General features: G+C 65.9%; 12 protein-coding genes. 3 read left to right on the plus strand and 9 right to left on the minus strand.

The window, feature by feature from the left end; genetic code table 11:
• Window positions 1-123: 123 nt before the first annotated feature.
• The 3 genes from ACRDTL_RS21565 to ACRDTL_RS21575 are packed head-to-tail and all read right to left on the minus strand — an operon-like array spanning window position 124 to window position 3,669.
• Window positions 124-1,716, minus strand: a complete 1,593-nt coding sequence (locus ACRDTL_RS21565; RefSeq protein ID WP_431508730.1) for a Na+/H+ antiporter — start codon at window positions 1,714-1,716, stop codon at window positions 124-126.
• Window positions 1,717-1,758: 42 nt separating this feature from the next.
• Window positions 1,759-3,036 (minus strand): cytochrome P450, encoded by a 1,278-nt coding sequence (locus ACRDTL_RS21570; protein WP_431508731.1) that lies wholly within the window; start codon window positions 3,034-3,036, stop codon window positions 1,759-1,761.
• A gap of 36 nt (window positions 3,037-3,072) precedes the next feature.
• On the minus strand, window positions 3,073-3,669 hold the full coding sequence (locus ACRDTL_RS21575) for a hypothetical protein (protein ID WP_431508732.1): 597 nt from the start codon (window positions 3,667-3,669) through the stop codon (window positions 3,073-3,075).
• Between the two features lie 168 nt (window positions 3,670-3,837).
• On the opposite strand from ACRDTL_RS21575, the gene ACRDTL_RS21580 reads away from it, so the two are divergent.
• A complete protein-coding gene (locus ACRDTL_RS21580) occupies window positions 3,838-4,290 on the plus strand; it encodes a VOC family protein (protein WP_431508733.1) in 453 nt (150 codons plus the stop codon).
• Between the two features lie 24 nt (window positions 4,291-4,314).
• Here ACRDTL_RS21580 and ACRDTL_RS21585 read toward each other — a convergent pair whose 3' ends face one another.
• The 5 genes from ACRDTL_RS21585 to ACRDTL_RS21605 form a co-directional block, all read right to left on the minus strand.
• Entirely contained in the window at window positions 4,315-6,141 is a 1,827-nt protein-coding gene (locus ACRDTL_RS21585) for a protein kinase domain-containing protein (RefSeq protein ID WP_431508734.1), read from the minus strand.
• A 114-nt stretch (window positions 6,142-6,255) separates the two neighbouring features.
• The gene (locus ACRDTL_RS21590; protein WP_431508735.1) at window positions 6,256-6,747 is read right to left on the minus strand and encodes a hypothetical protein; all 492 of its coding nucleotides are present in this window, start codon (window positions 6,745-6,747) and stop codon (window positions 6,256-6,258) included.
• A gap of 41 nt (window positions 6,748-6,788) precedes the next feature.
• The gene (locus ACRDTL_RS21595) at window positions 6,789-7,529 is read right to left on the minus strand and encodes a cutinase family protein (protein WP_431508736.1); all 741 of its coding nucleotides are present in this window, start codon (window positions 7,527-7,529) and stop codon (window positions 6,789-6,791) included.
• Between the two features lie 109 nt (window positions 7,530-7,638).
• Complete coding sequence (locus ACRDTL_RS21600; RefSeq protein WP_431508737.1) at window positions 7,639-8,922, minus strand: cytochrome P450; 1,284 nt, start codon at window positions 8,920-8,922, stop codon at window positions 7,639-7,641.
• A gap of 170 nt (window positions 8,923-9,092) precedes the next feature.
• Window positions 9,093-9,446, minus strand: coding sequence for an MmpS family transport accessory protein (locus ACRDTL_RS21605; protein ID WP_431508738.1), 354 nt, complete (start codon window positions 9,444-9,446; stop codon window positions 9,093-9,095).
• Between the two features lie 128 nt (window positions 9,447-9,574).
• Here ACRDTL_RS21605 and ACRDTL_RS21610 point away from each other — a divergent pair, with 128 nt between their 5' ends.
• Entirely contained in the window at window positions 9,575-10,660 is a 1,086-nt protein-coding gene (locus ACRDTL_RS21610; protein WP_431508739.1) for an NAD(P)H-dependent amine dehydrogenase family protein, read from the plus strand.
• A 67-nt stretch (window positions 10,661-10,727) separates the two neighbouring features.
• Window positions 10,728-12,449 (plus strand): Hsp70 family protein, encoded by a 1,722-nt coding sequence (locus tag ACRDTL_RS21615; RefSeq protein ID WP_431508740.1) that lies wholly within the window; start codon window positions 10,728-10,730, stop codon window positions 12,447-12,449.
• 6 nt (window positions 12,450-12,455) lie between these two features.
• Here the strand turns inward: ACRDTL_RS21615 and ACRDTL_RS21620 are convergent, their stop codons facing one another.
• Window positions 12,456-13,418 carry an SDR family oxidoreductase gene (locus ACRDTL_RS21620; RefSeq protein ID WP_431508741.1) on the minus strand — a complete coding sequence of 321 codons (963 nt, stop codon included), beginning with the start codon at window positions 13,416-13,418 and terminating at the stop codon, window positions 12,456-12,458.
• Window positions 13,419-13,445 lie beyond the last annotated feature (27 nt).

The raw sequence follows: 13,445 nt of genomic DNA on the forward strand, positions 1-13,445 counted from the left end.
AGCGGATGACACGCCGTACAGATCTAGCTAATACATGATTACACATTTCGAGTCCGTGGATGCATACCAGCAGCTCACAAAGCCCTGCATTGATAGACGACCTAAAACGGGGGGAACTTCGGGCTAGCCGCCGTCGGCAGGGTCGAGGAGCTGTACTTCTTCGAGGTCCATGACGGACTGCAACTCGCGCAAGACGATGTCGTCGATGCGGTTTTGGTCGCGCAGCTCGGTGACGGCGCGGCGTTTGTATTCGAGCACGCCAAGACGCACCCGCCGAACCAGATCGTTGCGCTCGGCGGCGTCCTTCGTGTCCGAGGCGTCGGCGCCGGTAGTGACGAGCGTGGCCTGGTCTTCATATTCCTTTTGCAGACGGCTCAGCAGCTCCGGGTCGACACCCAGTTCACGGCCGACCCTTGGCAACGCGTCGAGGGCCGCGGCGACGCTGCGCCGGCGGGCCAGTTGCAACTCGTCTGCGCGTGCGACGTCCTCGGGCATCCGCGCCCAGCGCACGACCAACGGCAGTGTGCTGCCCTGGACGAGTACGGTCACCAGAATCACCACGGACACCACGAAGATGATCAGGTAGCGGTCCGGGAATGCGGCGCCGCCACGCGTGGTCAGCGGTACCGCCAGCGCGGCGGCCAGCGAGACCGCACCGCGGAATCCCGCCCAGCTGGACACCGCGCGCTGACGCCAGTTGGCGCGACGGGCGCGCTGCACCGCGCGCCGGTCCACGACACGAAGCAGCACGGTGGTGATCTCCACCCAGGCGATCCGGCTCACGATGATGACACCGGTCACGGCCAGAGCCAGCAGTGCGGCGTGGCGAAGTCCGCCGCCGTAGTTGGATATCCCCCGCATCGCACCCGGGATCTGGACTCCGACGAACACCCAGAGCGAGCCGTTGAGCAGGAACGTCGACATATCCCAGAAGGCAAACGACTGCAAGCGGGAACGAGCCCGGATCACCCGCGGCCCGACGTAGCTGAGCACGAGGGCGGCAACCAGCACCGCGACCACGCCGCTGCAGTGAATCGTGTCGGCGAGCAGGTACGCCGCGAACGGCGTCAGCACACTCAGCGCGCCTTCCTCCAGCGGCGCGTCGAGTCGGCGGCGCGCCAGCGTCACCAGTGCGCCGACCAGCAACCCGGCGGCGATACCGCCGAGGTAAGAGCCGACAAAGCGGCCGAACAGGGCAGGCGGGCTGATCGCCGGGCTGCCGGTCGCCACGGCCACGGTCACGGCGAACAGGACCAGCGCGGTGCCGTCGTTGATGATGCTTTCGGCGCGCAGCACGGTGAGCGGCCGGCGGGGCAGATGTTTTGCCAGTCCGGCCACCGCGGCAGCATCGGTGGGCGAGAGCACTGCGCCCAGGACCGCTGCCGCGTGTGACTCCATCCCCAACGTTCGCGCCGTCCACGACACCGCAACAGCGGTGGCGATCACCAGCCCGACACTGAACAACACGATGACGCGCAGATTGGCCCGGATCTCGCGGAAGCTGGTGTTCATGCTTTCCCAATAGAGGATCGCCGGTAAGAACAGCACCAGCACGATCTCCCCGTCGAGCCGGATCTGGCCGAACCGCGGGATCAGACCCAGCAGGGCGCCGAGCAGGATCAGCAAAACCGGCGGACCTACGCGACGGCGATTGCCCACGATCGTCCCCAAGACGACAGTGGCGACGACCGTGACGATTACCACAAGCCCAAACACCAGCACATCCTCCCGCATGAACCGGGCGCCCGGCGGCGGCGGTCACCAGGGGCGCGGCGTCCCCCGGGGCGCGGCAGCGGGGAAGGTGACCGGGAGCCTGCCGAGGCCGGTCATGCTGGGGTTGCCGAGGTACTCATGAACACCGTCGGCGTCGACCAGGTAGTCGGGGATCCGGTCGAGTACCGCCTTCACCATCACCTCGAACATGACCCGCGCCAAATGCGATCCGATGCAACGATGCGGGCCGAGCCCGAAGGCGAGGTGGCGGTTGCGCGCCCGATCCAGAACGATTTCGCCGGGTTGCTCGAACTCGTGTTCGTCGTGGTTGGCGGCCAGCCAACTGATCACGACCCGATCGTTGCGCCGCAGTCTTTGGCCGCCCAGGATGACGTCGCGCGTGACGGTCCGGCTCAGTTGCTGATTGACCGAGAAGTAGCGCAAGAACTCGTCCGTGGCGGTGTGGTAGAGATCCGGGTGGTTGCGCAGTCGTCGGCGCAGATCCTGATGGGTGCCCAGGTGGAGCAGGCTCAACGCCGTCTGTGATGTGGTGGTGTCGACGCCGCCACCGATCAGGTTCCAGAGAATGTTGAGAACCTGCGCGTCGTCGAGGCGCCTGCCGTCGAATTCGAGCTGAACGAGAAGGCTCGTCAGATCGTCGCGGGGCTCGAGCCGGCGGGCGGCGGCGAACTCCAGCAGACCGTCCATCACGGCTGGGACGCCGGCGATGGCTTTGGCGTACTCGTCGCTGTCCTGGCCGGCGGCCATGACGGAATGGAAGAGGTGGGCGTAGCGCTGCCAGTTGTCGTAGGGCAGACCCATCAACTTCATGGTCAGGATGGCGGGAACCGGACTGGCGTAGTCGAGCACGAGGTCCATCGGCCCGTCGGCGATGCGTTGATCGAGAAACCACTGCGCCGATTGCGCCATGAATGGCCGCATCTTGTCGACCGCACCCGGTGAGAAGACCGGGGCAAGTGCCCGTCGCAACGTTTGGTGATACGGGCCGTCGACTTCACCGATGCCCAGAGCCGGCTGGCCCGCGGGACGCGGCACACCCATCTCGCCCTGGTAATCCACACCGTCTGCCGCGTCCGGTTCGTATTTGTGGGCGAAGGTGTCGCCGTCGCGGGCGATGTGCGCCACCGCGTCGTAGCCGGTGATGAACCAGAATCCGCCGTAGTTCTCGTTCCACGCCACCGGGCAGCGTCGGCGTAGCCCGGCGTTGACCGCCAGTTCGTTGAGGTTGAACTCGTCGCAGTGATGATCAAAGTCAACAACGACGCCGGCGTCGACGTCGGTCCGCTCAGTGCTTTTAGTCATCAAAGAGGTTCCGGCACAGGAGTTTCGGTAGACGGCCTAGCCGGGGAGTCCGCTCTTGATGGCCGCGTCTTGCTTTTGCCCCACGTCGGTGACGAAATCCGGCGGCGCCGGTATGCCGGTCGGGCCGTCGAATTCGAGTGTGACGAATGCCCTGCCCTGGGTGAACCGGAGCATGGTGATTCCCTTGGACCCGTCCGGTGTGTCCCCGAAGACCGTCGTACCGCCGCTGCCGACCTTCACCGAGTTGGTTTTTCCGGCAGCCGAACCGGGCAGCGTGGCTTTCGCCGCGTCAAGCGCGGCCGTCGCGGCGGCGGGATCCGGCAATATCAGGATGGTGTCGATGATGACGTGGCTTCCGTCGTCGTTCCTGAACGTCGTGGTTACGCCCTCTTTGCCATCCGGGTTTTGCGTCGGTGGGCTTGCTGTGAAGGGTTCCGGCGCGTTGATGTCTTCCGCCTTGATCAGCAGCCTGGCGTAGTCGGTCGGCGTCGCGCTGTGGCCGGCGCTGGTCGAAGCGGCTGACCCCGACGTCGCGGTCGACGACTTCGAATGGTTGCCACAGCCGGCCACCGACACCGCCACCAGTGCGGTCGCCACCGAGAATGCGGTGGCTGCCACCAGTGAAGTCCTCATTGCCCGGTGCTCCTTTGCAGCAGAGTTGGCACCGAACCGGCATAGCCCACACGTCGGCGCCGGGCAACTATAGCTGAATCCGGGCGATTGCACGCTTTTTCGGGGCAAGTGGCTCGTCGGTCGCTAACCTTTGCGTTGTACGGCAGACACCAGACACGGAATGCTGAAATGGCCAGTCATCGAACGGTATTCAACCACGTCGGATTATGCGTCGCAGATCGCGAGCGGTCGCGCAGCTTCTACGAGCGCCTGCTCGACTTCCAGTTCTGGTGGGAGATAGATCCGCCCGACGACGGCACCAGCCAGCTTCTGCAGCTGCCCAAGCCGCTCGGGGTGCATGCCACCTATCTTGTTCGCGACGGTTTTGTGCTCGAACTCATCGACTACTCGAAACGCGAAGTCCACAGCGGGCCGGACCGCGCCATGGACCAAGTGGGCCTAACCCATCTTTCGCTGTCGGTGTCCGACCTCGGCGCCGTGTTGGAGATGGTCGACGACCTCGGGGGATCGGTGGTCGAAGCGACGGTGACCGAGCAATCGGCGATGATCCGCGACCCGGACGGCCAGCTGATCGAACTGCTTGCGGACTCCTGGCTCGCGGCCCTGCCGCCGAGGCTTTAGCGGCGATCGCAAGCGCGGCGTTGGTTACTTGGGCCGCAGTGCCACCACGTGGTTGTTGTTGCCGGCCACGTAGACCGTGCCCAGGTTGTCGACCGCCAAACCCCACGGATAGGCCAGGCCGGTGAACGGCAATTGCATTTGTGCGGTCGCGCCAACCGGAAGCTTCAGTGTCCGATTGTTTCGGCTGTCGGTGACGTACACGGCGCCCTCCTTGTCCACCGTCACACCGCCGGGTTCGCTGAGGCCGGTGAACGGCAACACGGATTGCGTGCTCGAGCCGGCCGGCAACGCCAGGACCCGGTTGTTGCCGCCATCGGCCACGTAGACGGTTCCGCCGCTATTCACCACCACACCGGTCGGGGCGCTGAGACCGGCGAACGGCAGCTCGGTTTGTCTGTTCGAGCTGGCGGGAAGCACCACCACCCGATTTTTGGCGGTGTCGGTGACGTAGACGGTGCGGCTGCTGTCCACCGTGATACCGGTCGGATTGCCGAGGTCGGTGAAGGGCAGTTGGACTTGGGTTGTCGAGCCGGCGGGAAGGACCACCACTCGCTTGTTGCCGGCATCGGTGACGTAGACGGTGCCGGTGTTGTCCGCCGTCACACCGGTTGGGTAGTTCAGGCCCTCGAACGACAGCACACCCGGTGCCGACGAGCCCGCCGGCAATGCCAGCACCCGGTTGTGCAGGGTATCGGCGACATAAACCGTGCCGCCGTAACCCACCGACACACCTTGTGGTCCACGGAGGCCGGTGAACGGCAGACTCGTTTGGCGGGAATCTCCGAGTTGCGCACGTTGATGAGCCAAGGTCAGGACGACCGCAGCGCTCACCGCCGCAATGACGGTGAACACGGCGGCCGCCGAGATCAGGGCGGCTTTGCGCCGCCACCACGGCTGCGACGGTATTCGCGGCGCCGGAGTTGGTCCGTGGGCCGAAGGCGGTGGCTGCGAAGTCGAGACCGCGGCCGGGGGCGGTGTCCGGATGGTCGGCTGGGTCGGAAGGCGCGGTCGCGCCGGGCGAGTGGGTGTGCCGAGGGCGTCGTGGGCGGCCCGCGCCAATTCCACGGCGGTGGCGTAGCGCTCGCCGGGGTTTTTGGCCATGCCCTTGGCGATGACCGTGTCGAAGCCGCCCGGCAGTCGGGAAATGACGCTCGACGGCCGGGGCGGCGGACTGGTGAGGTGGCTGGTGAGCTGTTGCTCCAGGCTGTCACCGGGGAAAGGGTGCTGTGCGGTCAAGCACTCATACAGCACGCAGGTCAACGAGTAGATGTCCGAGCGGGCGTCGACGACACGGTTGTCGCGGTGTCCGGAATTGAACCGTTCCGGGGCCATGTAATGAAAGGTTCCGATCACGTCGCCGGCCGACGTCAAGCCAAGTTCGCCTGCCACACGAGCGATTCCGAAATCGATCAGATAGGCAAAATCGTCGTCGTCGAGCAAAATGTTGGACGGTTTGATATCCCGGTGCAACAGGCCGGCTTTGTGCGCGGTGTGCAACGCCCTGGCGATCTGGCCGACGATGTGCGCCGCTCGGTTCGGTGGCAGCGGACCGGCGCCCAGCACGGACTGGAGATCGTGTCCCTCGATCAGCCGCATGTCCACGAACAGCCGCCCGTCGATTTCTCCGTGGGTGTGGATCGGTATGACATGTGGGCTGCTCAAACGTGCGGCCGCATGGGCTTCGCGACGGAACCGCTGCTGGAAGACCTCGTCTCGGGAGATCTCAGCGGGCAGAATCTTGATCGCGACGATCCGGTCGATGACAGTGTCGTAGGCGCGCCACACCTCACCCATGCCGCCGCGGCCCAGCAACTCGATCAGCCGGTACTTCCCGAACGAAGTTCCTTGCAAACAGGCCCTCCCGCAGCAACGTGCCAGCAACTTGCCAGCACCATAACGTGTCACCAATGACAGTCGCAGGCGTTTGGATGCGCTGCGCGCCTGATCCCGTCAATGGTGTCGGCATCAGCGACGCGCGGATCCGGTCAGCGCCTGACCGTTGGCACCTTGCAGCAGACAGATGACGGTACTCGGCGTGGGGTTGGCCGAGGTTCGATCCTGATTGGAGTCGATGAGGTACGTGATCGTGTAGGGACTGCCGTTGAGCGACTGCCCGGTGTACTGAGGCAACCTCGAGGTGCATTGCTGATTGGCGGTGTCGGCGATAGCGGCGTTGACCGCCACCGGCGCGCGAGAATAGACCTCCGCATTGTGCACTGTCGCGCAGTCGACGATCGTGACGGTGAGCACGCCGGGGTCGGTGGGCGGCGGGTCGGCCAGGCAGTCACCGACTGCCAGATCGATCCATTTCTCGGTCCGCTTCGTTGGCGTCGTGGCAACAGCCGTCGTCGTCGACACTGCAGGGGCGGCCGTCGTCGGCGGTCGACTCGTAGACCCCGGGTCCTGCTGGGAATTGTGTGCGGCACAGGCCGGCAGCACCGCGATTGCGGTGAGCAAGGCGCAGACACCCCACCACTCACGGCACCTGATCCGGCACGTCACGGACCAGGCTGTTGGTCTTCGGCGCCGGGGGGCGGTGGCGGGGGTGCCACGTTTTCGGCAGGAGCCGCGCCCAGGTGACTAGCGGCGAAATCCGCCGCCTGATCCACCATTCCGTCATCCGCGTATTGGGTATGCGCGGCCCAGTCTCCTCCGTCGGAGCAGACCGGGTCGGCAGGGGCGCACAACTTGAGGGTCTTCGCCGCATACAGCGGGCCGACCACGATCGGTGGTTGGCCGATCGAGTTCATAAAGCGGCTCGAAGGCATTCCGAGGAGGGTGACCGCGGCGACGTGGTCGGCCACGTCGGGCGGCATCGGCTTGGGAACGTCGGCGGGATTGACGCCATCCGGCACTGCAGCCGATGTGACGAAACCCATCACGGCCGCGCCTTGGGAGAACCCGCCCAGCACCATCTTGGTCTTGGGGCAGTTGGCCGCGGTGGATTCGATATGGCTGCCCGCGTCGCGAATACCGTCGAGGCCGGTGGCGAAGTCGGTGCTGGCAGGGTAGTCGACCGGATACGCCCCGAGTGATTTGGCGCCGATACGCGAACCGAGGGAGTCGACGAATGCCTGACCGGTCTCGCCAAGACCGGGTGGCTCGCTAGTACCGCGGGCAAACACCACCTCGACGTCTGGACACGGCTGAGCAGATGCGGTGGGGACGACGGCGACTACCAGCGCCCAAGTCGATGCGACTGCAAGACAAAGGAATCGAGCGATATTGCGTAGGCACATGACTCATATGCTGCCACACCATCGTGGGAAAGCGCAGAAGGAAAACACCGATTAACGGCGCCGATAAACAAAGAGTTCGTATCGCGGTGGACTATAGTATCGATCGTGGTCAGCTCGGCGGCGTCCACGCGATCGGCAGCGTCTTGATGCCGTGAATGAACTGCGACAGCAGTCGTGCGGGCTCCTCGGTGGCGACGATGTCGGGTATCTCGCGGCGTAACTCTTCAAATATGACGCGGATCTCCCGGCGCGCCAGGTTCGCGCCCAGGCAGAAATGGGCACCACCGCCGCCGAAGCCGACATGCGGATTGGGGTCGCGCGCCACGTCGAACATCCATGGGTCAGCGAACGTGGACTCGTCGCGATTCGCCGAGCAGTACCACATGGTGGCCTTGTCACCGGCCGCCAACTTGACACCACCCAGCTCGATGTCCTCGGTGAGCGTGCGCCGCATGTAGACCACCGGCGAGGCCCACCGCACAATCTCTTCGACCGCCGAGTGGGTCAAGCCGTCGAAGTCGGCCCACCATTTTTCACGCTGCTCCGGGTAGCGGGTGAGCGCCAACAGGCCGTGGCTGATCGCATTGCGCGTCGTCTCGTTGCCGGCCACCACCAGCAGGATGAAGAACGACGCGATCTCGGACGATGACAGCCGCTCTCCGTCAACCTCGGCCTCCACCAGGCTCGTCGTCAGATCGTCGTGGTGATTGACGCGGCGGTCCTCGGCCAGCGCGGTAGCGTACGCCCCGATCTCCATCGAAACCTGAACGAACTCATCGAAATCGGTTGTCAGATCGGGGTCGCCGAACCCGAGAATCACATTGGTCCAGTGGAATACCCGATGATGGTCTTCCTCGGGAATCCCCATCATGTCGCAGATAACCTGCAACGGCAGCGGTCCGGCCAGCTCGCTGACGGCCTCGCCGTTGCCGTCGGGATGATGGGCGATCATCGACGTGACCAGCCGGTGCGCCCGGTCCCGCACCGCCGCCTCAATGCGGGCCACCACTTTCGGGGTGAACGCCCTGCTGACGATCGAACGCAACCGCTGGTGTCGCGGATCGTCGAGCACGATCATCGACCCGAAGAACTCGGCGACCTCGGGTGTCTGATCGTTTACCGTGATGCTGGGGCTGGAGCTGAAGATCTCCGAATGCCGGCTGGCGTAGAAGACGTCGTCGAACTTGGTCAGCGCCCAATGCCCGTTGCCTTCCACGAGCCCGGGTAGGTCGATCTCGGGCCAGAGGGAGATCGGCGCCTCTCGTCGCAAAGTGGCGAAAGCCCCGTCGCGCAGGTCGTCGTCCAGTGCCCAGAACTCCAGTGAGCCGAGGTCGATATCGGCAAGCGCAACCTCGGGCGGTGCCGTGCCGTTGACCCTCGTCGCAATGCCCATATCGATCGTCCTTGCCGTCGAGCGGTTACAGCCGCGAGCCTAGACCTTTGACGGTCGAATCGGTGCCTTACCTGCGTCGAGCGTGTGGGTTATGGACGCGATCTCACGTCTGCAGCGGCCACAATCCACACACTCGACGAGAGACCGGGTGGCAGGCAAGCCTGACGGCGTCAGTGGGAGCAGACGGTCCGTGCCGGCTGCCCGTTTGCGGTTGCCTGGTTCACCACGTTGCCGTTGACCAGGATCCGGCAGGTGATCGAGCCGGGCCCCTGAGCGCTGAGCAGGAACACTTGACCCTGCCACGCGTTGAACTGCGTCGACCAGGGCAGGTTCACATTGGCCTCGTGCTGCTGACCGGTGTCGGTCTGGTACGACAGGTATTCGGCCACCGGGGAGGTGCCGCTCACTTCGTAGCGAACCTTTGGCGGCTGAGGTTCTGCGTTTGCCACCCCCGCGAAGGCGACGGTGGACGCGACGAGCACGCCGAGGATCGATGTTCCGGTGCGGCGCTTGGTGCTGGTCATGGTCATCCTGCGCGACATGGTGTCACCACGACGACCCACACGGGTGCGTTTTCGCGTTCTTTTTGTTGATTAGGAGGTCCGGCCGTGCGCTTAGGGTGTTCGGGGGCGAACGAAACGGAAGGTGGCTGATGTCGGAACGCAGTTCAAAACGCGTCGTGGTCTGGGGTACCGGCTTCGTCGGCAGGATGGTGATCACCGAGATCGTCAAACACCCGCTGTTCGAGATGGTCGGGGTCGGCGTCAGCAACCCGCAGAAGGTAGGCCACGACGTCGGCGACATCTGCGGGCTACCCGAACGGGTCGGCATCACCGCCACCGACGACGTCGACGCGCTGATCGCGCTGCAACCCGATGCCCTGGTGCACTATGGTCCGACAGCCGCGCACGCCGAGCACAACATCGCATTGATGACGCGGTTTCTGCGTGCCGGCATCGACGTCTGCTCCACCGCGATGACGCCGTGGGTCTGGCCGAGTATGCACCTGAACCCGCCCAACTGGATTCAGCCGATTACCGAGGCGTGCGAGCTGGGAGAGTCGTCGTGCTTTACCACCGGCATCGACCCCGGCTTCGCCAACGACCTGTTCCCGATGACGCTGATGGGTCTGTGTTCGGAAGTACACACGGTGCGGGCCTCCGAGCTGCTCGACTACACCAACTACACCGGTGACTACGAGAACGAAATGGGCATCGGCCGCGAGCCGGAATTCCGTCCGGTGCTGGAAAACCGTGACGTGCTGGTCTTCGCGTGGGGCGCCACCGTGCCGATGATCGCGCACGCCGCCGGGATCATGCTCGACGAGATCACTACTACCTGGGACAAATGGGTCACGCCCACCGAGCGCAAGACCGCCAAAGCCATCATCCGGCCCGGGCAGGTCGCCGCTGTGCGGTTCACCATTAACGGGATCTACCTGGGCAAGACGCGCATTCAACTCGAGCACGTCAACCGCATCGGCCATGACGCCGCCCCGGACTGGCCGTCCGGCACCCGGGACGACGTCTATCGGGTGGATATCGAGGGCACGCCAAGTATCTTCCAGGAGACCGCATTTCGGTTCACCGACGGCTCCGGACGCGACGCGGCCACCGCGGGGTGCCTGGCTACCGGGATGCGGGCGCTGAACGCGGTGCCGGCCGTCAACGACCTCTCGCCGGGGTGGGTCACCGCGCTCGACCTGCCGCTGATCGCCGGCGCCGGCACGATTCGGTGAGGGGCCGAGACTCGCGCTAAATTAATGCATGATGTGAGGACGCTTGAACAGCGGGGTTGCCAACGAGATGCCAGACGAACAACAGGCGGCGGTAGGCCTGTCAATAGGGGCGACCAACCTGGCAGCCGTAACCGCCGACCGGGCAGTGACCCGCAAGCCGGTACTGACCCTCTACGGACAGCATCCGCCGGAAGTCGGTGTGCCGTCGGAGAACCCGAAGTTGGCCGAGCCTGGCCTGGTGATCACCGATTTCGTCGACAAGGTGGGCGATCCGGCCGGGATCGTGGCGGCCGACGGCTCGACGCACCGCGCCGAGACGCTGCTGGCCGACGGGTTGCGGGCGCTGGCCTACACCGCGACCGACGGGCGGGCGCTGCCCGGCGCCGCGGTCACGTATCCGGCGCACTGGGGGCGCCCGGCGGTGGACACGTTACGGGCGGCGTTGAGTCGGGTGCGCGAATGGTCCGGCGACCAGTTGTCGGTGCTGCCGGACTTTGCGGCAGCGCTGAGGGCCCTGCAGACCAACCCGGGCCTGCCGACCCGCGGGATCATCGCTGTGTGCGATTTCGGTGGCAGCGGAACCAGCCTCACCCTGGTCGACGCCGGCAACGGCTACCAGCCGGTTGCGCCGGCGGTGCGGCACCGCGATTTGTCCGGTGACCTGATCGACCAGGCGCTGCTGAACCATGTCGTGGCCGATTTGTCATCGGCGGGTGCGCTCGACACGTCGGCCACCTCGACGATCGGTTCGCTGACTCGGCTGCGTGCCGACTGCCGACACGCCAAAGAAGAGCTCTCGTCGACCACCTCGACCACCCTGACCGCCGACGCGCCCGGAAGCCGCGGCGAAATCGAAATAACCCGCGCCGAGCTGGACAACGTGATCCGTCAGCCGTTGGACGGCTTCGTCAGCGTCATTCGGGAGACTTTGCAGCGCAACGCGATCAACGCCGGCGATCTGGCTGCGGTGGCGTCGCTGGGCGGTGGTGCGAGCATCCCGGCGGTCACCACGACGCTGTCTGGGCAACTGGGGGTACCGGTGATCGCGGCACCGCGGCCGCACCTGACGGCTGCGATCGGTGCGGCTCTGACGGCGGCGCGCGGCCCCGCGGACGACGGCGCGACGGCGCTGGCGCCGACCGCCGGGCCCGGATCGTTCACCGACGCCACTTCGATGACCGACGTCGTGCCCGGACCCAGCGAGGAACCCGCGCTGGCCTGGTCGGAATCCGACGACGCCTCCGCCATCATGCCGATCCGCACCGGCGAGTACCCGACACCACGCAGTGACGGCGCGGCCGGGTCCGCCCGCCCGCAGCCGGCGCGGCCCCGCGAGGCCGGCCCGGTCGCGGTGCCGTGGTATCGCCGGCCGGCGGTGGTGATCGTCGGCACCGCGCTGGCGGTGCTGGCCATCGGCGCCGCAGTTCTGATCGCGCTGCGGCATACCCCCGGCGGCGCACCAACCGCACCGGGCGTGAGCACCACACCCGGGCCGGGGACATCTGCGCCCGGCACCGAAAGTTCCGGGTCGTCGGCCACTACGGCCAGTCAGGCGCCGGGCAGCACGTCGCCATCGTCGACAGCATCGGAAACCTCGACACCGCCGTCGTCGACACCGTCGACGACCACCCAGGCGCCGACAACAACGACGCAAGCACCGACGACAACGACTCAGGCATCCACCACCACGCAGGCGCCGACCACGACGCAATCGCCGACGTCATCTCAGGCGCCACCCGTCCCGAAGATTCCCGGGCTGCTGCCCCGGCTTATACCGCCAGGAGGCTAGCCACGGTCATGGCGAGCTGACAGGTTTCGGATAGCTGACTCCGGTGAGTCGTTCGGACACCTCCCACAAGCGCCGGCAGTCGGCGTCATCGCCGGCGCGGGCGGGCACCTTGGCATTGGTCACGCCGCCGCCCGCGGCCTCGTAAATGCCGCGCGGCCCGTAGAACGCACCGCCTTCGGCCTGCGGAGTGGCCGCCGCGTACAGCGCGGGCAGGATGCCCTCGTCGATCTCCTGCCAGAGGAACGGCGTCAGTCGCCAGGACAGCTTGTAGAGCTGTTCCATCATCGACGGGTTTTCGCGGCCGTGCGACGGGCCGCTGATCTGCAGGTTGGTCTTGGTCAACCCGGGGTGGGCGGCATTGGAGACGATGCCCCAGCCGGCTTCGTGGCTGCGGCGGTCCAACTCGCGGGCGAACATCAGCACCGCCAGCTTTGATTGCCCGTAGGCCGCCATCGGTGTGTAGGACTTCTCGAATTGCAAATCGTCGAAGTGGATGCGGCCGCGGCGGGCGGCCAGGCTGCTCAGCGAGACGACCCGCGCCCGCTCGGCGGCGCGTAACAGCGGCAGCAGATGGGCGGTGAGCGCGAAGTGCCCGAGATGGTTGCTGCCGAACTGCAATTCGAACCCGTCGGCGGTGGTGTCGCGGTTCGGTGGCGTCATGACGCCGGCGTTGTTGATCAGGATGTCTATTGGGCGGCCCTCGGTGTTGAGCTGTTCGCCCAGGACGGCGACGCTGGACAGCGACGAGAGATCGAGCGGCTTGATGGCCAGCTTGGCCGCGGGCACCTTCGAGCGGATCGCATCGATGGCGGCCTCGCCCTTGGCGCGGTTGCGGATCGCCATAACGACATCGGCACCGGCTTCGGACAGCCGGCGGGCCAGCCCGAAACCCAGGCCGCTGTTGGCCCCGGTGACAACCGCGAGTTTTCCGGACAGGTCGGGCACGGTGACGACGAGATCGGCGGTCATGGTTGCACTCCTTGTGGTCGTGTCGGG

Origin of the sequence: Mycobacterium sp. (genome assembly GCF_050700595.1) — a bacterium.
GTDB lineage: Bacteria > Actinomycetota > Actinomycetes > Mycobacteriales > Mycobacteriaceae > Mycobacterium.

Coding starts and splice junctions, on each gene's coding strand:
- ACRDTL_RS21570 (WP_431508731.1), bottom strand. CDS start 3,036: ATGACTAAAAGCACTGAGCGGACCGACGTCGACGCCGGCGTCGTTGTT.
- ACRDTL_RS21575 (WP_431508732.1), bottom strand. CDS start 3,669: ATGAGGACTTCACTGGTGGCAGCCACCGCATTCTCGGTGGCGACCGCA.
- ACRDTL_RS21580 (WP_431508733.1), top strand. CDS start 3,838: ATGGCCAGTCATCGAACGGTATTCAACCACGTCGGATTATGCGTCGCA.
- ACRDTL_RS21595 (WP_431508736.1), bottom strand. CDS start 7,529: ATGTGCCTACGCAATATCGCTCGATTCCTTTGTCTTGCAGTCGCATCG.
- ACRDTL_RS21600 (WP_431508737.1), bottom strand. CDS start 8,922: ATGGGCATTGCGACGAGGGTCAACGGCACGGCACCGCCCGAGGTTGCG.
- ACRDTL_RS21605 (WP_431508738.1), bottom strand. CDS start 9,446: ATGACCAGCACCAAGCGCCGCACCGGAACATCGATCCTCGGCGTGCTC.
- ACRDTL_RS21610 (WP_431508739.1), top strand. CDS start 9,575: ATGTCGGAACGCAGTTCAAAACGCGTCGTGGTCTGGGGTACCGGCTTC.
- ACRDTL_RS21615 (WP_431508740.1), top strand. CDS start 10,728: ATGCCAGACGAACAACAGGCGGCGGTAGGCCTGTCAATAGGGGCGACC.
- ACRDTL_RS21620 (WP_431508741.1), bottom strand. CDS start 13,418: ATGACCGCCGATCTCGTCGTCACCGTGCCCGACCTGTCCGGAAAACTC.